General features: G+C 65.8%; 20 protein-coding genes. 12 read left to right on the top strand and 8 right to left on the bottom strand.

What is annotated here, in order from left to right; genetic code table 11:
- The first annotated feature begins 217 nt into the window (after positions 1–217).
- From HZZ16_RS13500 to HZZ16_RS13490, 3 genes are read left to right on the top strand one after another with little or no spacing between them, the layout of a single operon-like run.
- Entirely contained in the window at positions 218–715 is a 498-nt protein-coding gene (locus tag HZZ16_RS13500; RefSeq protein WP_197948937.1) for a (2Fe-2S)-binding protein, read from the top strand.
- Positions 712–1,767 carry an FAD binding domain-containing protein gene (locus HZZ16_RS13495; protein WP_197948936.1) on the top strand — a complete coding sequence of 352 codons (1,056 nt, stop codon included), beginning with the start codon at positions 712–714 and terminating at the stop codon, positions 1,765–1,767. The genes HZZ16_RS13500 and HZZ16_RS13495 overlap by 4 nt, the downstream gene beginning before the upstream one ends.
- Positions 1,760–4,021 carry a xanthine dehydrogenase family protein molybdopterin-binding subunit gene (locus HZZ16_RS13490; RefSeq protein WP_197948935.1) on the top strand — a complete coding sequence of 754 codons (2,262 nt, stop codon included), beginning with the start codon at positions 1,760–1,762 and terminating at the stop codon, positions 4,019–4,021. Before HZZ16_RS13495 ends, HZZ16_RS13490 begins: the two co-directional genes overlap by 8 nt.
- A gap of 96 nt (positions 4,022–4,117) precedes the next feature.
- Here the strand turns inward: HZZ16_RS13490 and HZZ16_RS13485 are convergent, their stop codons facing one another.
- Positions 4,118–4,666 carry a cupin domain-containing protein gene (locus tag HZZ16_RS13485; protein WP_028180135.1) on the bottom strand — a complete coding sequence of 183 codons (549 nt, stop codon included), beginning with the start codon at positions 4,664–4,666 and terminating at the stop codon, positions 4,118–4,120.
- 148 nt (positions 4,667–4,814) lie between these two features.
- Between HZZ16_RS13485 and aptA the strand changes: the two genes are divergently transcribed.
- A complete protein-coding gene (aptA, locus tag HZZ16_RS13480) occupies positions 4,815–6,143 on the top strand; it encodes an omega-aminotransferase AptA (protein WP_197948934.1) in 1,329 nt (442 codons plus the stop codon).
- A gap of 65 nt (positions 6,144–6,208) precedes the next feature.
- Positions 6,209–7,474 (top strand): D-amino acid dehydrogenase, encoded by a 1,266-nt coding sequence (locus HZZ16_RS13475; RefSeq protein WP_197948933.1) that lies wholly within the window; start codon positions 6,209–6,211, stop codon positions 7,472–7,474.
- Positions 7,475–7,654: 180 nt separating this feature from the next.
- Here HZZ16_RS13475 and HZZ16_RS13470 read toward each other — a convergent pair whose 3' ends face one another.
- Positions 7,655–8,299: a helix-turn-helix domain-containing protein gene (locus HZZ16_RS13470; RefSeq protein WP_197948932.1), complete on the bottom strand. Its 645-nt coding sequence runs from the start codon at positions 8,297–8,299 to the stop codon at positions 7,655–7,657.
- A gap of 181 nt (positions 8,300–8,480) precedes the next feature.
- Between HZZ16_RS13470 and HZZ16_RS13465 the strand changes: the two genes are divergently transcribed.
- Genes HZZ16_RS13465 through HZZ16_RS13450 form a run of 4 tightly spaced genes read left to right on the top strand, consistent with a single transcriptional unit; the run spans position 8,481 to position 11,947 of the window.
- A complete protein-coding gene (locus tag HZZ16_RS13465) occupies positions 8,481–9,239 on the top strand; it encodes an ABC transporter substrate-binding protein (protein WP_197948931.1) in 759 nt (252 codons plus the stop codon).
- A 31-nt stretch (positions 9,240–9,270) separates the two neighbouring features.
- Complete coding sequence (locus HZZ16_RS13460) at positions 9,271–9,924, top strand: amino acid ABC transporter permease (protein WP_197948930.1); 654 nt, start codon at positions 9,271–9,273, stop codon at positions 9,922–9,924.
- Entirely contained in the window at positions 9,921–10,652 is a 732-nt protein-coding gene (locus tag HZZ16_RS13455; RefSeq protein WP_197948929.1) for an amino acid ABC transporter ATP-binding protein, read from the top strand. Before HZZ16_RS13460 ends, HZZ16_RS13455 begins: the two co-directional genes overlap by 4 nt.
- A gap of 11 nt (positions 10,653–10,663) precedes the next feature.
- Positions 10,664–11,947 (top strand): NAD(P)/FAD-dependent oxidoreductase, encoded by a 1,284-nt coding sequence (locus HZZ16_RS13450; protein WP_197948928.1) that lies wholly within the window; start codon positions 10,664–10,666, stop codon positions 11,945–11,947.
- A 51-nt stretch (positions 11,948–11,998) separates the two neighbouring features.
- Here the strand turns inward: HZZ16_RS13450 and HZZ16_RS13445 are convergent, their stop codons facing one another.
- The 4 genes from HZZ16_RS13445 to HZZ16_RS13430 form a co-directional block, all read right to left on the bottom strand.
- A complete protein-coding gene (locus tag HZZ16_RS13445) occupies positions 11,999–12,217 on the bottom strand; it encodes a hypothetical protein (RefSeq protein WP_197948927.1) in 219 nt (72 codons plus the stop codon).
- 146 nt (positions 12,218–12,363) lie between these two features.
- The gene (locus tag HZZ16_RS13440) at positions 12,364–13,950 is read right to left on the bottom strand and encodes a gamma-glutamyltransferase family protein (RefSeq protein ID WP_197948926.1); all 1,587 of its coding nucleotides are present in this window, start codon (positions 13,948–13,950) and stop codon (positions 12,364–12,366) included.
- 229 nt (positions 13,951–14,179) lie between these two features.
- A complete protein-coding gene (locus tag HZZ16_RS13435) occupies positions 14,180–14,356 on the bottom strand; it encodes a hypothetical protein (RefSeq protein ID WP_197948925.1) in 177 nt (58 codons plus the stop codon).
- A gap of 9 nt (positions 14,357–14,365) precedes the next feature.
- Positions 14,366–14,599 carry a DUF6894 family protein gene (locus tag HZZ16_RS13430; protein WP_122401210.1) on the bottom strand — a complete coding sequence of 78 codons (234 nt, stop codon included), beginning with the start codon at positions 14,597–14,599 and terminating at the stop codon, positions 14,366–14,368.
- A 200-nt stretch (positions 14,600–14,799) separates the two neighbouring features.
- Here HZZ16_RS13430 and HZZ16_RS13425 point away from each other — a divergent pair, with 200 nt between their 5' ends.
- From HZZ16_RS13425 to HZZ16_RS13415, 3 genes are all read left to right on the top strand, one after another.
- Positions 14,800–16,887: a PQQ-dependent sugar dehydrogenase gene (locus tag HZZ16_RS13425; protein WP_197948924.1), complete on the top strand. Its 2,088-nt coding sequence runs from the start codon at positions 14,800–14,802 to the stop codon at positions 16,885–16,887.
- Positions 16,844–17,782, top strand: a complete 939-nt coding sequence (locus HZZ16_RS13420; protein ID WP_197948923.1) for an SMP-30/gluconolactonase/LRE family protein — start codon at positions 16,844–16,846, stop codon at positions 17,780–17,782. Before HZZ16_RS13425 ends, HZZ16_RS13420 begins: the two co-directional genes overlap by 44 nt.
- Before the next feature lie 130 nt (positions 17,783–17,912).
- Positions 17,913–18,938, top strand: a complete 1,026-nt coding sequence (locus HZZ16_RS13415) for a histone deacetylase family protein (RefSeq protein ID WP_197948922.1) — start codon at positions 17,913–17,915, stop codon at positions 18,936–18,938.
- A 27-nt stretch (positions 18,939–18,965) separates the two neighbouring features.
- Here the strand turns inward: HZZ16_RS13415 and HZZ16_RS13410 are convergent, their stop codons facing one another.
- Both HZZ16_RS13410 and HZZ16_RS13405 read right to left on the bottom strand, forming a co-directional pair.
- On the bottom strand, positions 18,966–19,697 hold the full coding sequence (locus tag HZZ16_RS13410) for a 4'-phosphopantetheinyl transferase family protein (RefSeq protein WP_197948921.1): 732 nt from the start codon (positions 19,695–19,697) through the stop codon (positions 18,966–18,968).
- A gap of 223 nt (positions 19,698–19,920) precedes the next feature.
- Positions 19,921–20,094, bottom strand: coding sequence for a hypothetical protein (locus HZZ16_RS13405; protein WP_197948920.1), 174 nt, complete (start codon positions 20,092–20,094; stop codon positions 19,921–19,923).
- Positions 20,095–20,156 lie beyond the last annotated feature (62 nt).

Raw genomic sequence — 20,156 nt, 5'->3', positions numbered from 1 at the left:
AACCCTCGCCGGACCCATGCAGGGCTGCATCGCGTTGGTGGCGCAGGGGCTTTTGACGAATTCCAAATATTTCCGGCCGACCCTTGTTAAGCGGAGGGTGCCTCCGTATCTTCGCTCGTGCGTCGGCCGCATCATGTTCGGGCGGCGCCATTCGACAGCGGCCACGGCGGTGGCGCGCTGCACGATGACTCATGTCCAAATCTGATCGGAGCCTTGTATGAACCACTCCATCAGCCTCACCGTGAACGGTGCGCGGCGCGATTTCGTTCTCGACGATCCGCGCGTCACGCTGCTCGATCTCCTGCGTGAGCGCCTCCATCTGACCGGAACCAAAAAGGGATGCGACCGCGGCCAGTGCGGCGCCTGCACCATTCTCGTCGACGGCAAGCGCATCAATTCCTGCCTCGCGCTCGCCATCAGCCACGACGGCGCCGACATCCTCACCATTGAAGGCCTCGCGCGCGGCGACCAGCTGCATCCTGTGCAGGCCGCCTTCATCGCACATGACGGCTTCCAGTGCGGCTTCTGCACGCCCGGCCAGATCATGAGCGCGATCGGCATGATCGGCGAAGGCCAGGCCGGCAACGATCCCGAACGCGTCCGCGAATGCATGAGCGGCAATCTGTGCCGCTGCGGCGCTTACGTCGGCATCGTCGATGCGGTGCTGGACGCGCAAGGACAGATGGACGAGACCAATCAGAGGCGCTCCGCATGAAACAGTTCGATTATGTCAGGCCGGCGACGGTCACTGAAGCCGTTGCGGCGGCCGCCCAGCCGGGCGCGGTCTTTCTTGCCGCCGGCACCAATCTGCTCGACCTGATGAAGGGCGGCGTCAGCCGTCCGGACCGGCTGGTCGACGTCACGCATCTCGATGGGCTCGACAGAATCGAGACTCTCGCGGACGGGTCTTTGCGGATCGGCGCGCTGGTGCGCAATGCCGATCTCGCCCATGATGCGGAATTCGCGCGGTCCTATCCGGCGGTGGCCGAAGCGCTGCTCTCGGGAGCGTCGGCTCAATTGCGCAATGCCGCCACCGTCGGCGGCAACCTGTTGCAACGGACGCGATGCGCGTATTTCTACGACACCGCCAGCCGCTGCAACAAGCGCGAGCCTGGCTCCGGCTGCGACGCGCGCGACGGCGAGAACCGCGGCCATGCCGTGCTCGGCTGGAGCGAGAGCTGCATCGCCACGCATCCCTCCGACTTCTGCGTGCCGCTGGTCGCGCTCGATGCCGTCGTCGAGATCGAGGGCAGGGGCGGCCGGCGCGAGATCGCGCTCGACGAGCTGCACCGCCTGCCGGGCGAAGCGCCCGAGCGCGAGACCGTGCTCGAGCCCGGCGATCTCATCGTCGCGGTGCGCCTGCCGACTGCCGCACGCGGCTTCGCCGCGCATGCGCGCTACCTCAAGGTGCGCGAGCGCACCTCCTATGCCTTTGCCGTCGTCTCGGCTGCAGCGGCGTTGCGGATCGAGAACGGCAAGGTCGCACAGGCGCGGCTCGCGCTCGGCGGCGTCGCCGCAAAGCCCTGGCGCGCCCGCGCCGCGGAGGACGTTCTGAGGGGCGTCGCGCCGACGGCGGACGCATTCCAGGAGGCCGCCCGGCGCGCGCTCGAGGGCGCAAAACCGTCCGGCGACAACGCCTTCAAGATCGAGCTCGCGCGCCGCATCGTCGTGCGCGCACTGACTTTGGCCGCTGCCGGCACGCCTGCGCGGATCCCCGCGCTGCCGGCCTCACCCTTTGCCTCGACCTCCGGAGCCATCCATGCCTGAGCTCACTCTCACCAGCGCGCCCGCCCATATCAGGCACGGCTCGAATATCGGCCAGCCGCTGACCCGCCGCGACGGCATCCTCAAGGTCACGGGGCAGGCGACCTATGCCGCCGACAATCATCCCCCCGGCATGCTGTTTGCGGTGATGGCGACCTCCAGCATCGCGCGCGGCCGCGTCGTCTCGCTCGACGTCGCGGCGGCGAAGCGCCATCCCCGCGTCGTGGACGTCATGACGCCCGATCACAAGCCGCAGCTCGCGATCGACCCCGAGCTCAAAACCAATCCGTTCGTGTTCCGGATGGAGGTGTTGCAGAGCAATGAGGTCCGGTACGCCAACCAGCCGATCGCCGTCGTGATCGCCGAGACGCAAGAGGCGGCGACGGAAGGTGCCGCGCTGCTGGCGCCGCGCTACGAGACGCTGCCTCCGCTGGTCGGACTCGATGCGGGCGAGAGTTATATGCCGCCCGTCGTCGGCGTCGGCAATCCCACCGAAAATCACCTCGGCGATGTCGAGGCGGGCCTTGCCGCGGCCGACAAGCAGATCGATGCAATCTATGAGACGCCACCGCAATATCACAACGCAATGGAGCCGCATGCCATTGTCGCGCACTGGGACGGCGACAGACTGCAAATCGACATGCCGACTCAGGGGCTCATGCTGTCGCTTGCCCGCGTCGCCGAATTGTTCGGCATCGCGCACAAAAAGATTCACATCCGCAGCCCATTCCTGGGCGGCGGTTTCGGCTCCAAGGGATTCCTGGCGGGGCCGCAGACTCTCGGCATCATGGCGGCAAAGCTCGTCGGCAGGCCGGTCAAGCTGGTGCTGCGCCGCGAGCAGATGTATGGCCCGGTCGGCCACCGCGCGCCGACGCGCCAGCGCCTGCGCATCGGCACCGATGGCGAGGGACGTCTGACTGCGCTCGACCACCATGCGCGGACCGTGTCGAGTACGTTCGACGATTTTTACGAGCCTGCGGCCGATGCCTCGCATACGCTCTATGCGGCACCCGCGATCCGCACCTCGCATGATGCCGTGCGGGTCAACACCGGCACGCCGCTGTTCATGCGCGCGCCGGGCGAGGCGACCGGCTCGATCGCGCTCGAGAGCGCGATCGACGAGATGGCCTGGGCCTGCGGCTTGGATCCGCTCGCCTTCCGCCTGAAGAACTACGCCGAGGTCGAGCCGATGACGGGACGGCCTTTCTCCTCCAAGGCGCTGCGCGCCTGCTACGAGCAGGGTGCGGCGCGCTTCGGCTGGGCCAAGCGTCCGCTGCAGCCGCGGCAGATGCGCGACGATGCCGGCCTCCTGGTCGGCTGGGGCATGGGCACGGCGACCTTCCCGGCGCTGATGTTCCAGGCCGAAGCGCGCGCGGCGATCCGCCGCGACGGCTCCGGCGTGATGGAGATCGGCGCGCATGACATGGGGCAGGGCGCCTGGACCGCGCTGGCGCAGATCGCGGCGGATTCCGTCGGTCTCGACATCGACCGCCTCGACTTCAAGTCCGGCACGTCCGACCTGCCTGACGCCGGTATCGCCGGCGGCTCGGCGCACACGGCAACGGCAGGCGCTGCGATCCACAGCGCCGGTGCGGCCGTGATCGGAAAGCTCGCCGATCTCGCCACCAGCGACGAACGCTCGCCGCTGTTCGGCGCCGGCAATGCCGGCGTGATCGCGCGCGAGGGCAGGCTGATCCGCCGCGACGACGAGAGCCGGAGCGAGAGCTATGCCGAGATTCTGGCGCGCGCCGGCGTCGCCGAGATCGAGGCCCGCGGCACCGGCGCAGCGAACCCTGCGGCGATGGAGCAATATGCGATGCATGCCCACGGCGCGGTGTTCGCCGAGGTGAAGGTCGATCCCGAGCTGGGCCAGATCCGCGTCACCCGCATGGTCGGGGCGTTTGCCGCCGGGCGCATCGTCAATCCGCGCATGGTGCAGAGCCAACTGTTCGGCGGCATGATCTGGGGCTTGTCCTTTGCGCTGCACGAGGCGGCCATCACCGACCAGCGGACCGGACGGATCATGAATGCCAATCTCGGCGAATACCACATCCCGGTGAATGCCGACGTGCCGCCGCTCGACGTCATCACCGTCGAGGAGCACGATCCGCACGTCAACGCGCTCGGCATCAAGGGTGTCGGCGAGATCGGCATCACCGGCAGTGCCGGCGCGGTCGCCAACGCCGTCTGGCACGCCACCGGCGTGCGCGTGCGCAAATTTCCGATCCGAATCGAGGAGTTGCTGACGCAGGGTTGAGGCAAAGGCGGGGCGAGATCTTCTCGCTCCGCCGCGTCGCGCCGATTCAGCTCAAGATTCGGCCGGTGCCGTAATCTCGGATGCGGCCGATCGCCGTCAGAACGTCGGCGGCGTGCACGCCGAGATCACCTCGCAGGGCTTGCCGCCGACGCAGCGGAAGCGATGCGGGCGGCGGCTTTCGAAATAATAGGCATCGCCGGGATTGAGGATGCGGCGCTCGTCCTCGACGGTGACCTCGAGCTTGCCCGAGATCACGATGCCGCCTTCCTCGCCCTCATGCACGAGATGCACGCGGCCGGTGTCGCTGCCGGGCTCGTAGCGCTCCTTCAGGATCTGCAGGCTGCGGCCGAACAGATTGTCGCCGACCTGCCGGTACGAGATCGGCTTCTTGCCGACTTCGGTGAGCTCCTCGGCGCGGTAGAAGATCTTGCGCCTGGACTCCGGCTCCAGTGCGAAGAACTCGGCGAGCCCCATCGGGATGCCGTCGAGAATGCGCTTGAGCGCGCCGACCGACGGGTTCATCTGGTTGGATTCGATCAGCGAGATGGTCGAATTGGTGACGCCGGCGCGCTTGGCCAGCTCGCGCTGCGACAGCTTGTGGCGCGCCCGGATGAATCGCAGCCGTCCACCGATGTCGACGCTCATGCCCAATTCCCGTGTTGCAGGTGTTGCGGATCGCGCAAATATGGACCGGCGGCCCCAGCCAAATCAATGGCTTGCAGGCCGCCAGAAAAGGACTTGTTGCGCTTTCCAAGCCATGGCTCAGCTATGGGATCAGCAAAGGAGCGCGGCCGTGACCCTTCATCAGATTCCGAACACCATCAAGACCGATTCGTACTGGATGCCGTTCACGGCCAACCGGCAGTTCAAGAAGGCGCCGCGCCTGTTCTCCTCGGCCGAGGGCATGTACTACACCAGCGTCGACGGTCGCCAGGTGATCGACGGCTCCGCCGGGCTCTGGTGCGTCAATGCCGGCCATGGCCGCAAACAGATAGCCGCCGCCGTCGAGCGCCAGCTGATGACTCTGGACTTCGCGCCGTCGTTCCAGATGGGCCATCCGCTGGCGTTCGACTTCGCCGAGCGTCTTGCCGAGATCGCTCCTAAAGGCCTCGACCGCGTCTTCTTCACCAATTCCGGCTCCGAGTCGGTCGACACCGCGCTGAAGATCGCGCTGGCCTATCACCGTGCCAACGGCCAGGCCAGCCGCACGCGCCTGATCGGCCGCGAGCGCGGCTATCACGGCGTCGGCTTCGGCGGCACCTCGGTCGGCGGCATGGTCGCCAATCGCCGCGCCTTCACCACCCTGCTGCCGGGCGTCGACCACATCCGCCACACCCATGATCTCACCCGCAACGCCTTCGCCAAGGACCTGCCCGAGCACGGCGCCGAACTCGCCGACGATCTCGAGCGTCTGGTCGCCCTGCATGGCGCGGAGACGATCGCCGCCGTCATCGTCGAGCCGGTGCCGGGCTCGACCGCGGTGCTGCCGCCGCCGAAGGGCTACCTGCAGCGCCTGCGCGAGATCTGCGACAAGCACGGCATCCTCCTGATCTTCGACGAGGTCATCACCGGCTTCGGCCGCCTCGGCACGCCATTCGCCGCCAACTTCTTCGGCGTCACGCCGGACCTGATGACGACGGCCAAGGGCATCACCAATGGCACCATTCCCTGCGGCGCGGTGTTCGCAAGCCGCAAGGTGCACGACGGTCTGATGGTCGGTCCCGAGAGCCAGATCGAGCTGTTCCATGGCTATACTTATTCGGCGCATCCGACAGCTTGCGCCGCGGGCATCGCGACGCTCGACATCTACAAGGACGAAGGCCTGCTGACGCGCGGTGCCTCGATCGCGGAATACTGGCGCGATGCACTGCATTCGCTCAAGGGTCTGCCCAACGTCGTCGATATCCGCAATTGCGGGCTGATGGGCGCGGTCGAGCTGGCGCCGCGCGACGGTGTGGTCGGCGCGCGCGGTTATGACGTGATGGTCGACTGCTTCAACACCGGCCTCTATCTGCGCATGAGCGGTGACAGCTTCGCGATGTCGCCTCCGCTCATCGTTGAGAAGAGCCACATCGACCAGATGATCTCGATCCTCGGTGACGCCATCAAGAAGGTGGCCTGATATTTGCTCTCGCCGCCAGCGAGTTGGTCCTTGCAGCGGCGAGCGCCGCGGGAGTTTGACGAAGCGTGAAAGTTCTGATCCTCGGCAGCGGTGTCATCGGTGTCACCTCTGCCTACTACCTCGCTCGTGCCGGCCATGAGGTGACGGTCGTCGACCGTCAGCCAGAGCCGGCACTGGAGACCTCCTTCGCCAATGCCGGCGAGGTGTCGCCCGGCTATTCCTCGCCCTGGGCCGGCCCCGGCGTGCCGGTGAAGGCGATCAAGTGGCTGTTGATGAAGCACGGTCCGCTGGTGATCCGGCCGAAGCTCGATCCGGTGATGTGGGTCTGGCTGCTCAAGATGCTGCGCAACTGCACCAGCGCGCGCTACGCCGTCAACAAGAGCCGGATGATTCCGATCGCCGAATACAGCCGTGACTCTTTACGCGATCTGCGCCGCGACATCGGCATCCAGTATGACGAGCGCTCGCAAGGTACGCTGCAGCTGTTTCGCTATCAGGCCCAGCTTGACGGCACCGCCGAAGACATCGCCGTGCTCAAGCAATACGGCGTTCCCTTCGAGGTGCTGAGCCGCGAGGGCTGCATCGCGGTCGAGCCGGCGCTCGGCGGTGTGAAGGAGAAGTTCGTCGGCGGGCTTCGCCTGCCGCAGGACGAGACCGGCGACTGCCACATGTTCACGCAGTCGCTCGCCAAGCATGCCCAGGCGCTCGGCGTGCGCTTTTTGTTCAACACCTCGATCGACCGCATTGTCACCGATGGCGCGCGCGTCAGCGGCGTCGCCACCAGCGCCGGGCTGTTGCAGGCGGACGCTTACGTGCTCGCGCTCGGCAGTTGGTCGTCGCGGCTCGTGGCGCCGCTCGGCATCTCGCTGCCGGTCTATCCGGTGAAGGGCTATTCGATCACGGTGCCGATCAAGGACGCCTCCGGCGCGCCGGAATCGACCGTGATGGACGAGAGCTACAAGGTCGCGATCACCCGCCTCGGCAGTCGCATCCGCGTCGGCGGCACCGCCGAAATCTCCGGCTATTCGGCCAAGCTCTACGATGCACGCCGCGCCACGCTTGATCATTCGCTGACCGACCTGTTCCCGCGCGGCGGCGATCTGTCCAAGGCGACGTTCTGGAGCGGCCTGCGCCCGATGACGCCGGACGGCCCGCCCGTGATCGGCCGGACGCACTATGCCAACCTCCACCTCAACACCGGCCACGGCACGCTCGGCTGGACCATGTCCTGCGGCTCGGGCCGCGTGCTCGCGGATATGCTGTCGGGCAGGAAACCGGAGATCGATGTGAGTGCGCTGACGGTGGAGCGGTACAAGCACCGGTTTGGGTGATTTCTTCGCCTCTCCCCGCGTGCGGGGAGAGGCCGGAATTTGCGAGAGCAAATTCCGGGTGAGGGGGAGTCTCCGCGAGTCCCGCTGTGACCATTTCTGCTGAAGCAGCCCCTCACCCCGACGCTCTCAGCGCGAGCGAAGCTCGTCGCGGCCCCGTAAGAACGGGGAGAGGGAGAGCAACTACCCCGCCCCCGTCACGCAATTCACCCACAGCACCACGGCTTTCGCATCCTGCGCCGGGTTGGAAAACCGGTGGGGCCTTCGGCTCGCAAAGCGAAAGCTGTCGCCGGTCTTCAGCGACCATGTCTGGCTGTCCACCGTCAGCATCATCTCGCCTTCGAGCACGAGCCCGGCCTCTTCGCCGTCGTGGGTGTAGAGCTCGTCGCCGGTGGATCCGCCCGGCTCCAGATGCACCAGGAACAGATTGAGCTTGTTGTCGGCGCTCGCCGGGCTCAGCAATTGTTTGGACACGCCGGTGCGCCACAGCTTCAATTCGGGCCGTTGCAATCCGCGCGTCACCACCTGATCCGATGTGCCGTCGGCGCTCGGGCTCGCGCCGAACAGCGCGGCGATGCCGACGCCGAGCACGTCGGCGAGCGTCGCCAGCACCCGCAGCGACGGCGACGACAGCCCGCGCTCGATCTGGCTGAGGAAGCCGATCGACAAATCCGAGCGCGCGGCGACCGTCTCCAGCGAGAACTGCCTGACCCGCCTGAGATCCCGGATGCGGCGGCCGACTGCGACGTCCATCGCCGGCTCGGCCGCTTTGGCTTTCACCTTAGCCGGCTTTTTCTTGGCCGGCTTTGCGGCGGCCGGTTTGCGCATTCTTTTGCCACCGCTCACGTCAAACCGCTTCCTTCATGTGCATGAAAACCGCTTGCATCGTCCGCGAAAGTGTGACCAAATTTTCATATTAGTGAAAATAGGCCGAAACGGGCCGGCCCGCAACGTCTGATCGCGACATGCGCGCGCGCCGCCGCCGGCCAGGCCCAAAAAGGGGGATGCGATGAAGCGTTTTGTTCAAGCCGTTTTCGCGGCGCTCGCCATTGCCACAGTCGTGCCGGCTTCGGCGCAACAGGTTCTGAAGGTCGGCTCGACGCCGACCGGCATTCCTTTCACCTTCCTCGACACCAAGACCAACACCATCCAGGGCATCATGGTCGATCTCATCACCGAGATCGGCAAGGATGCCGGCTTCAACGTGCAGATCGAGCCGATGCAGTTCTCGGCGCTGATCCCCTCGCTGACCTCGAGCAAGATCGACATCATTGCGGCTGCGATGTTCATCACCGCGCCGCGCAAGGAGGTCGTCGACTTCTCCGATCCGATCTACACCTACGGCGAGGGCCTCGTGGTGCCGAAGACCGACACCAAGGCTTACGCCACGCAGGACGATCTGAAAGGTGAGACGGTCGGCGCCCAGGTCGGCACCGCCTTCGTCGATGCGCTGAAGAAAACCGGCCTGTTCGCCGAGGTAAAGGCCTACGATACCATCCCGGACATCCTGCGCGACGTGAACACCGGCCGGCTCAAGGCCGGCTACGCCGATTATCCGATCCTCGCCTACAATCTGAAGCAGGGCGGCTTCCCCGAGGTGCGCCTGGTCGACGGCTACAAGCCTGTCACGGTCGGCTCGGTCGGCATCGGCGTGCGCAAGGGTGAGACCGCCCTGCTCGGCAAGATCAACGCGTCGCTCGCGAAGCTGAAAGCCAACGGCACCATCGACAAGATCCTCGATAAATGGGGCCTGAAGGCCCAGGGTTGATCGTCAGCGTCTGACCGATGAAGGCTGCCCGATGAAAGGCTTCTGGCGCGATGCCGTCGAGTTTTTCCCGATCCTGCTGAACGGCGTCGCCCTGACGATCGTCGTCACGGTGGGCTCGCTGCTGCTCTCGACGGTGCTGGGCCTCGTCTGGGCGATGATGCGGGTCTCCGGCATAAGAGCGCTGTCGATGCTCAGTGCCAGCCTGATCAACGTGATCCGCGGCATCCCGATCATCGTGCTGTTGTTCTACCTCTACTTCGTGATGCCCGATCTCGGCGTCACGCTTAGCGCGTTGCAGGCCGCGATCCTCGGGCTCGGCATCGCCTATTCGGCCTATCAGGCCGAAAACTTCCGCGCCGGCATTGAGGCGATCGACAAGGGGCAGATCGAGGCGGCGCAGTCGATCGGCATGGGCTGGTGGCTCACCATGCGCCGTGTGGTGTTGCCGCAGGCGGTGCGCATCGTGCTGCCGCCTTACGGCAACGTCATGATCATGATGCTGAAGGATTCCTCGCAGGCCTCGACCATCACGGTCGCCGAGCTCGCCCTGCAGGGCAAGCTGATCGCGTCCTCGACGTTCAAGAACACCAGCGTGTTCACGCTGGTCGCGCTGATGTATCTCACCATGAGCATTCCGCTGATCCTGCTGGTCCGTCACTTCGAGAAGCGGGCCGGCAAGCGATGATCGAGCTGAACGACGTCCACAAGAGCTTTGGCAAGGTCGAGGTGCTCAAGGGCATCACGGCGAGCGTCGAGAAGGGCGAGGTGGTCTGCATCATCGGCCCCTCCGGGTCCGGCAAGTCGACCATCCTGCGCTGTATCAACGGTCTCGAAAGCTACGATCGCGGCGAGATCAGCGTCGAAGGCCTGAAGGTCGATCGCGACGCGCCGTCGATCGTGAACATCCGCACCCAGGTCTCGATGGTGTTCCAGCGTTTCAATTTGTTCCCGCATCGGACGGTGCTGGAGAACGTGATGGAGGGTCCGCTCTTCGTGAAAAAGGAGCCGCGCGCCCAGGTGCTAGAGCGCGGCCGCGCGCTGCTCGCCCAGGTCGGGCTTGCGGAAAAGGCCGATGCGCATCCGCCGCAGCTTTCCGGCGGCCAGCAGCAGCGCGTCGCCATCGCGCGGGCGCTCGCCATGCAGCCCAAGGCGATCCTGTTCGACGAGCCGACCTCGGCGCTCGACCCCGAGCTCGTCGGTGACGTCCTCGGTGTCATGCGCAAGCTCGCCGACGACGGCATGACCATGGTCGTCGTCACCCACGAGATGGGCTTTGCCCGCGATGTCGCCGATCGCGTTCTGTTCATCGATGGCGGCGTCATTGTCGAGCAGGGGCCGGCGAAATCGCTGCTCAATCAACCGCAGCACGCGCGGACGCAGGACTTCTTGCGCCGCGTGCTGCATCCGCTCTGACCGGACTTTCCATGACGCGCCTGCCTCTGCCGCCCTCGCTCTATGCCGACACCGCGATTGCGCCGATTGCCACGCCGCCGCTCGATGTCGACAAGAGCGTCTCGGTCGCGATCGTCGGCGGCGGCTACACCGGCCTCTCCACCGCGCTGCATCTGGCGGAACAGGGCGTCGAGGCGCTGGTGCTGGAGGCGCAGGAGCCGGGCTGGGGCGCGTCCGGCAACAATGGCGGCCACACCAATCCCGGCCTGAAGCACGACCCTGACAAGATCGAGGCCGATTTCGGCACAGAGCTCGGCCGCCGCATGATCGCGTTTGCCTACGGCACGACCAACTTCACGCACGATTTGATCCGTCGCTACCAGATCCCGTGCGAGGCGCGGCAGAGCGGCACCTTGCGCGCGGCCTACAATGAGAGCAGCGCCGCCGCGATCGAGCAGACGGCGCAGCAATGCGTCCGCCGCGGCATGCCGGTGTCCTATCTGAACCGCGAGCAGCTGCGCGAGATGACCGGCACCGACCGCTACATCGGCGCCATGCTCGATACACGCGGCGGCGATCTGCATCCGCTCAGCTACGCCCGTGGTCTTGCGCGCGCCGCGATTTCGGCGGGCGCGACGGTTCATGGCGAGACGCCGGCGTTATCGCTACGCCGCGAGGGAACGCGCTGGCGCATCGAGACGCCCCGGGCCGTGGTTCATGCTGACAAGGTCCTGCTCGCCACCAACGGCTTCACCGACGATCTCTGGCCTGCGCTCCGCCGCACCATCGTGCCGGTGTTTTCCTCGATCGCCGCCACCGCGCCGCTCTCCGACGCGGTCGCCCGTTCGATCATGCCGACGCGTTCGGTGCTCTACGAGAGCGGCCACATCACGGTCTATTACCGTATCGATCAGCAGAACCGTCTGTTGATGGGCGGCCGCGGCCCGATGCGCTGGATCAAGTCGCCGCATGATGTCGCTTATCTCATGCGTTATGCAGAGCGGCTCTGGCCGCAGCTCAAGGGTGTCGCCTGGACCCACGGCTGGAATAGCCGGCTCGCCATCACCGCGGACCATTATCCCCATGTGCATGAGCCCGCCGAGAGCATTTTGATCTCGCTCGGCTGCAACGGCCGCGGTGTCGCGCTCTCGACCGCGATGGGCGAACAGCTCGCCCGCCGACTGATCGGCGGCACCAAGGCCGAGATCGACATGCCCATCACGGGCATTAAGCCGATTCCGATGCACGCGTTTTGGCCGGTCGGCGTGACCACCGCCGTGCTCACGGGACGGGTGCGGGACCGGCTCGGCCTATGAAGAAGGCGCCGCCTTGTGAGGGCGGCGCCTCCTCAAGAATTGCAGATGGCCTCAGCAGCGGCCCTGCTTCCACAGTCCGGGCGGGCAGCCGTAACCGCGCCAGCCGACCTTGCGTCCATGCGACCAGCCGGGCGGCGTGAAATGGTGATGATGGCCCATCTTATGGCCATGACCATGTCCGTGGCCATGACCACCCTTCGCCAGCGCGGGGCTCGCAAATGTGAAGCCGGCCGCAATGATCAGCGACGCGGCGAGCGCAAGTTTCTTCATCATGTCCTCCAATGGGGCGAGCGCATTGTCCGTTCAGTGAACGAACGCTGGGCAGGTAAGTTCCCTGCGAATGTGGAGGACTCGTGACGCTCGCCTGGATGCGTAATCGCGCTGGAGCTCAACGCGCGCTGGCATTTCGAGCGGAGTTAAGCCTCCGCCACCGCATCGGCCCAGGGCTGGAAAATCTCGACCGCGCCGGAGTTCACCGCGCCCTCGCGCATCACGACGCTCGGGAAGGCGAACTTCTGCGGCACCGCCTGCAGCCGGCTCTCTTCATAGTCGAAGCGCGCGGCCAGCGCCTTGCGCACCTCCGCCGGCAGGCGCGCATCGCCGATCACCACCGCGCCTTCGCTGGCGTCGATGCGCGGCTGGTGGATGGCGTCCAAGTCCATGCCGTAGTCCATCGCGAAGGACACGAGCTGCATCACCGCGGGCAGGATGCGGCGTCCGCCGGAGGCGCCGACCGCGAGGCGCTTGCCGTCCTTGGTCTCGGCGATGACAGGTGTGTAGTTGCAGAGGCAGCGCTTGCCGGGTGCGAGCGAGTTGGTGGTGCCAGGCGTCGGGTCGAACCACATGATGCCGTTGTTCATGGTGATGCCGCTGTGCGGTGTCACGTATCGCGAGCCGAAGGACGAGAGCAGCGTCTGCGTCACCGCCGCGATGTTGCCGTGGCGGTCGACCACCGAGAAATGCGTGGTGCAGGCCGGCGCCAGATATTCGGCGCCGAGCGAACGCTTGCCGTCGGCATCGCCCATATCCTTGAGACGCTCACTGAAGGCGGCCTGCAGGGCGAGCGCATATTCGACATAGGCGCCGGCATCCGGCGCGCCTGCCGGCGTCAAGCTCTGCTGCAACAGGCGCAGCGCATGCGCCATCGTCGGCCCCGCAGTGAGCTCCGGGGTCGCGAGCACCTTGCCTTCGCGATAGGGGATCGCCAGCGGCTCGCGCACATGGGCGCGGAAGGCGGCGAGATCCTCCACCGACAGCGAGCCGCCGTCGGCCTTGATGTCGGAAGCAATGCTCCTGGCGAGGTCGCCCTGATAGAAATTGCGCGGGCCCGCGTCGGCCAGATGTGACAGCGTCGCCTTCAGAGCGTCCTGCGGCAGCCGCGTCTCAGCCTTGATGCCCCATGGCGCGGTCGGCGGCAGGCCATCCTTCAGATATGCGGCCGCGCTCGCGGGGTAGCGTCTGAGATCGGCGGCCGAGCCCGCGATCGTCACCGTCGTCCACCAATCGACCAGCAGGCCTTCGCCGGCGAGCCGAGCTGCCGGCGCGACCAGATCCTTCCACGGCAATTTGGCGTAGCGGCGGTGCGCCTCTTCCATTCCGGCGACGACGCCGGGCACGGCGATCGAGCCGGGGCCGTGGATGTTGCGATCATCCTTCACCCGCGGCCAGGGAAACAGGTCGGACGCCGCGCCTTCGCCGCTGAGCGGATAATCGGCCGTGCGCAGGCTCTGCGGCGCGCACATGCCGTAGTCGATCACCTCATAGCGATTTTCCTTGGCGCGGTAGAGCACCATCGCACCGCCGCCGCCGATGCCGCTGTTCCAGGGCTCCAGGACGTTGAGGGCAAACGTGGTCGCGACGATCGCGTCGACGCAATCGCCGCCCGCGGCCAGCACCTGCGCCCCGACTTCCGCCGCCCGCCGCGATTGCGAGGCGACGATGCCGCCCTTGGAGGTGACGGCGGGCTTGCGGATTGTTTGGTTGAGGCTGAACTGGTGAGGCATGATGTCGTCTTGATGCTCGTCGATGGCTTCGCTGCGTTGAATGCGAGGCTCCGCAATTGGCGAAGCGCGCGGACAATGGCACATTGCCGCCAACGAGAACATCCAAAGAGAGGCGCGACATGGCTGGTGTGAAACAGGCGCGTCCCCCCAAATGCATCATGGCCGGGTTAAACCCGGCCATGATGGGAGGAGACGGAAATCAGCTCGCAAGCGCCGGAGGAGCGCCGCCTCAGTGCGAGCGATCCAGCCGGCTGGCCTGATACTTGGCGCGCCACGCCGGGCCGGGTCCGCGCATGTAGTGCAGTTCGGGGCGATAGGGGTTGCCGGCGACGCGGATCAGCGTCTGCCATCTGGTGGCGACGAAGCTCAGGGGCTGGCGCAGCAGGCTTAAGGAAGCGAGCGACATGACATCACCTCAATGCGGCTTGCCGAGCATGGCGGTGAAGGGGAGATCGAAGATTTCCTCGCCGTCATCGTCGCTGACATGGATCACCCAGTCGCGCCAGTCTTCGGCGCCGGGGGTCTGGATCATCGAGTTCATGATCTGAGTGGCGCGGTCGCGTGCCTCGGTCAGATTGGCGACTGCGGCGCCGTAGTGGTCGATCAGCGTGCCCTCGGTGTTGGAGCAGTGAAAATAGACCTGGACCATAGGCGCCTCCTGTAGAAAGCGATTGGGACGGCAAACCGATACCACCCCAAGCATTCGCGAAACATTCGGGTCGAGCCCGGTAAGGAAATCTACGGATATTGGTCGGGCTCAAAGTCATTACAGGTTTAATCACAGGCGGGTGATGACTGGACGGCGCCAAGGCGGCATGGAACAACGTCCGCGGGAAGCCGGGGGTCACCGTGAACCAGTTCACATTCGCGCGCGAACGGCCGAATCTGCGCTTGCCTGCAGCGGTCGTTCTTGCAGCGGTTTGGGCCGCCGCGCTGTTCGGCTTCGCCCCGGCTTCGTCCGAGCCGGTGAGAAAGAGCGGCTACGCCATCGGCACGGACGCCTGCGGCAGCGGCGATCTCGCCTTTCCCAGGATCCAGATCGACATGAAGGCGGGATTTTGCGCCGGCCTCGTTGCCAGCGAAGAGGACCGCCTCAAATTTCCGCGCGCGATCGTCCAGGTGCCCGGCCGCGACCTTTTGGTGGTCGCCGATATGGGCGGCTGGGGCCACACCGACGGGCGGCTGCTGCTGCTCGATCCGCGTGCCCCGCAGGGGCAACGCCTCAAGGAACTGCTGACGGGGATAGAATATCCGTTCGCTCTCGTCATCGGCCCGGACAGGAAGCTCTATGCCTCGACCGCGGAGACGATCTTCCGGTTCGACCCGCTTGCGGACAATCCACGCAGCACGGTCGAGACCATCATCCGTCACATGCCCGGCCGCCGGATCACGCTGCCGGATGGCAAGAGGCTGGATGAGAGCGCGCATCCATTCAAGCAGTTCGTGTTCGACCGGAACGGCCGGCTGTTCGTCAATGTTGGCTCGCACAGCGACGACTGCATCACGCCTGCGCCGATCACAAAACCCTGTGCGGCGGCCGAGGGCGCGTCCGCGTTGGCGTCGATCTGGCTGTTCACGCCGCCCGCAGGCGGCGTCTTCCCCGCACTGAAACCCGGCGATCCCGACCCGCCGCACACCGTCTATGCGCGCGGCTTGCGCAACTCGATGGCCCTGGCGCTGCACCCGAAGTTTCCGGATGCCGGCTACGCCTTCCTGCAGGCCGAGAATGCCCGCGATCTGCCCGACATCTTCAAGCCGAACGAGGAGATCAACGCGATCGAGCAAGGCAGGCACTATGGCTGGCCCTATTGCTACGACGTGTCGACGCCGAGCCCCGAATTCCGGCTCGTGCTGCAATCGGGCGCGTACAAGTCGTTCTGCTCGGCCAATGCGCTTTACAAGGCGCCGTTGTCGCTGCTGCCGCCGCACGGCGCGCCGCTCGCGATGCTCTACTACCACGGCGCCAAATTCCCGGAGCTGGAGGGCAAGCTGCTGGTCGGCCTGCACGGCTATCGGCCGACCGGCAGCCGGCTCCTCATCTACGACGTTGACGATCACGGCTTTCCAAAGCCGAGCGCGGCACCGGTGCGCTATCACGTCAGTTGCGCGGCCGAGCCGACCCGCAGTTTCCGAACCGACGCCGGCGAGGTCGCCGCCGCGCCGTTCGAAGAGCTGATCGCCGGCTGGCACCGGGTCAACGGCGCGCGGCCGCAAGGTGCGCCGGTCGGCATGACGGTGGCGGAGGATGGCGCGATCTGGCTGGTCGAGGACAAGAACAAGACCGTGATCCGCATCGATCGCGCGGCCGGCGAGCTACCTCAGCCGCTCCCCTGCGATACGCGCAGCCAGGCGATGATCGACCAGCTCGCAGCTTTCGTTGCCAGCGACGCGCAGAACAGTGTTCGCCTCACCGCCTTGCGCAAGGGCCTCGTCGAGAAGCACTGCGTCGGCTGCCATTCGGATTTCGGCCTGAGCGCGGGTCAGTCGGATGCGGAGAAGGACAGGGCGGTGCTGCACTTCATGCTGTCGCAGGATGGCTGGATCTATCCAGGCGATCCTGACGCCGGCAGGCTCCGCATACGCCTGCGCGGTCTTGGCGCCGAGAAGCTGATGCCGCCGGGCGGCGAGAGCCTGCCGAAGCTGGAACCCGGTTATACGCGCCTGCTCGATATGGCGGACCTGTTCGTCGCCAAAATGGTTCCGGGCACGCGGATGCGGATCAAGCCGGGCCCGCCGCAGCGGAAGTTTTTCAGCAAGGCCAACAAGGAATGCGGCGAAATACCGGCCGGAAAGGTCGTCGTCGTGACACAAAGGAGCGCTGTAGACAGACCCGGCTTCAGCCGATTCTTCCGGCCAGCCGATCCCTATCTGAACGGTGAGTGCACCGACGGCGATGGCTATTACATCCGGCAGGAACTTCTGGTGCCTGTGCAGTAGCATCCTGCTCGTCGCGACGCTGCCGGCCGCTGCCGAAACAAAACTGTTCGAAAGCGCACAGGTGACGCCGGCCAGCGAGTACACCTTCGGCATCGAAGGGCCGGCCGCCGATCTCGATGGCAATCTGTTCGTCGTCAACCTCGGCAAGCCCGGCACCATCGGCAAATTGCCTGCGGGTGGCGCCGCCTCGGAGCTGTTCACGATGCTCCCCGAAGGCAGCGTCGGCAATGCGATCCGTTTCGATCGCAGCGGCACGATGTTCATCGCCGACTACAAGAAGCACAACATCTTCGCGATCCCCAAGGGTGCGATCGAGCCCGCGGTATGGTTTCACTCCGACGAGCTGAGCCAGCCGAACGACATCACGATCGCGCCCGACGGCACGATCTATGCGAGCGATCCGAACTGGAAGGGCAGGGAAGGCCACATCTGGCGCATCGCCAGGGGAGCGGACGGTACGGTGCAGGGACGGGTGATGTCGGCGCCGCGCGCGATGGGCACCACCAACGGCATCGATCTCAGCCCTGACGGCAAGACGCTCTATGTCGGCGAATCCAGCAGCGGCCAGATCTGGTCCTATGCGATCAGCGGCAACGAGCTGACGACTGCAAAGCTCGTCAAGGCGTTTCAGCCCGACACCATCGACGGCCTGCGCACCGACGTTGCCGGCCGCCTCTACGTCGCGCGCATTCTCAAGGGCACGATCGCGCTGATGAAGCCGACCGGCGCGGTCGAGCGCGAGATTCCGCTGAGGGCCAAGGAGCCGACCAACCTTGCCTTCGGCGGCAGCGACGGCAAGACCGTCTTCGTCACCCAGCGCCAGGGCGGCTTCATCGAGTCCTTCCGCACCGACCGGCCCGGCCGCGAGCACTGCCTCCAGCGCGGACGTTGCTGAGCTTCGCAAGCGCTCTGCTTTCGGCGCAGGGCAGCGCGACATGGGCGGCATTCTTCTTGCTTGCATCCGGCGGCCGTGGCGATCAAGACTCTGCGGCACGTTCAGTAGCATGCGACCACGGAGTGTTTGAGTGAAAGCCGTTTATACCGAACTGCACCGCAGCCACGATCCGCAATTCTTCCTGGTGCGCGGTGTCGTCAAGCGCACCACCGAGCAGCCCGAGCGCGCCGACCGCCTGCTCAAGGGATTGAAGGACGGCAGGCATCAACTGGTCGAGCCGACCAAGTTCGGGTCCGGGCCGCGCGCACGCATTCACAGTCCGGAATATCTGTCGTTCCTCAGCGAAGCCTGGGACGCCTGGACGGCGCTCGGCGATTCCGGCCCGGAGATGATCGGCAATGTCCATCCCGTGCGCCATGCAGCGACCTATCCCAGCCACATCGTCGGCAAGCTGGGCTGGCACACCGCCGACACCGCAGCGCCGATCGGCCCGGGCACGTGGGCCGCGGCCTGCGCCGCCACCGACGTTGCGGTCACCGCAGCGCAGATGGTGATGGACGGCGAGGACGCGGTCTATGCGCTCTGCCGTCCGCCCGGCCATCACGCCTATCGCGACATGGCCGGCGGCTTCTGCTTTCTCAACAACAGCGCGATCGCGGCGGCGCATCTGCGGCAGAAGCACGAGCGCGTCGTGATCCTCGACGTCGATGTCCATCACGGCAACGGCACGCAAGGCATCTTTTATGCCCGCCCCGACGTCTCCACGATCTCGATCCATGCCGACCCCGTTGCGTATTATCCCTACGTATGGGGCTATGCACACGAGCGCGGCGAAGGACCCGGCCTCGGCACCAATCTCAACATTCCGCTTCCCATCGGCACCGGCGATGACGGCTATCTCCAGGCGCTGGACCTCGCGCGCAAGGCGATCGAATCCTTTGCCCCCGGCGCCCTCGTCATCGCACTCGGCCTCGATGCCTCCGAGCACGATCCGCTCAAGGGATTGGCCGTCACTACACCCGGCTTCCGCCGTATCGGCCAGGCCATCGCGAAGCTGGGCCTGCCGACCGTGTTGGTGCAGGAAGGCGGCTATCTCTCGGATATCCTCGGCGCCAACCTGACCTCTGTGCTGGCGGGCTTCGAAGAAGCGCGGTGAGATCGCTTCACCTCTCCGCGGTGTGCGTCATTCAGCCGCTTCGTGGAGAGGCCAGGCATGGCGGCTGATGGGAAGGCCGCCGTCCGCGCGGGAGCCGTCGGCGATCGCGAGGCGATGCGCGGGCGATGGCGAGCACAGCGAGAAGCGCCAGCCGTCCGGATCGTCGACGATGTCTGGCTTGAAGCTGATCTCGATGGCCTCGCGTGACACCTGCATGGCGAAGGCATCGAGCGGCAGATTGAGCCCGAAGCCCCTGGCCTTCAGATAGGCCTCCTTGAGCGTCCAATAGTCGAAGAAGCGCTCGATCGCCGCGGGCTCCGGCAGTCCGCGCAAGCTTTCGACCTCCTCCGGCGCAAAGAAGCGAAGCGCGGTGGACAGCGGCGCGACGCGCCGCGACACGGTTTCGACGTCGACCCCGACGGCCTCATGCCGCGACACCACGCAAGCGACGCAGCCGTCGGCATGCGACAGGCTGAAATGCAGCGCGCTCGAGGTGGCCGGTGCTGCGACGAACGGCCGGCCATAGCGGCCCGCGCCAAACGACCAGTCGGTCGGAGCGACGTTGGAAGCGACCTGCGACAGCGCGAGGCGCAACATCGCATGTGCGAAAATGTACTGCCGCCGATGCCGCTCGAACACGAAGCGATCGGCCCGGGCCCGCTCGTCGACCGAGAGCAGGCGCCGGCACGCCTCGGCCGCGCCCGGCACGTCAATGGTCTCGATCAGTCCGACAAAGAGTTCGATTCTGTCGTCTGCCATCAATTGGGCCCATGGCGTCGGGCGGGGCCAAATCCCTCGGTCCCGACTAAGAAACAACTGAGCAAGAATCAGCCGAGAGGACCGTACCTAGCGGTCCACCCGGGCGAATTCTTGTCGATTTGCAGGCCGGTTTACAGGCGCAAGCTTGTGCGAGCCCCCCAAACCTCGATGGGCGCGAGCGGCCGCTCTGCAAAGACTCGTACGGCGTCCCCGACCGACGAATTTACTTCTTCGTCTTGGACTTCTTCTTCTTGGAGCCGCGCAGAGCCTCTAGGCTGGCTTCGACATCATCCAGCTCCTTCTGGAGTTTCTCCTTCTCGTAATTGAGCAGGTCTTCCAGCGCCTTGCGGTCCTCCTCGCTGAGCGAGGTCTTCTTCGTAAATTTGATGAAACCCATAACACTCCCCCGGTTGAAATTGATCATCCCAAATCAAAGCGCGAGAATAATCTTGCGCGACG

The organism is Bradyrhizobium glycinis (assembly GCF_016031655.1).
Classification (GTDB): Bacteria; Pseudomonadota; Alphaproteobacteria; order Rhizobiales; family Xanthobacteraceae; genus Bradyrhizobium; species Bradyrhizobium glycinis.
The sequence above is the reverse complement of the archived record's forward strand: the minus strand, read 5'-3'. Positions and strand labels throughout refer to the sequence as shown.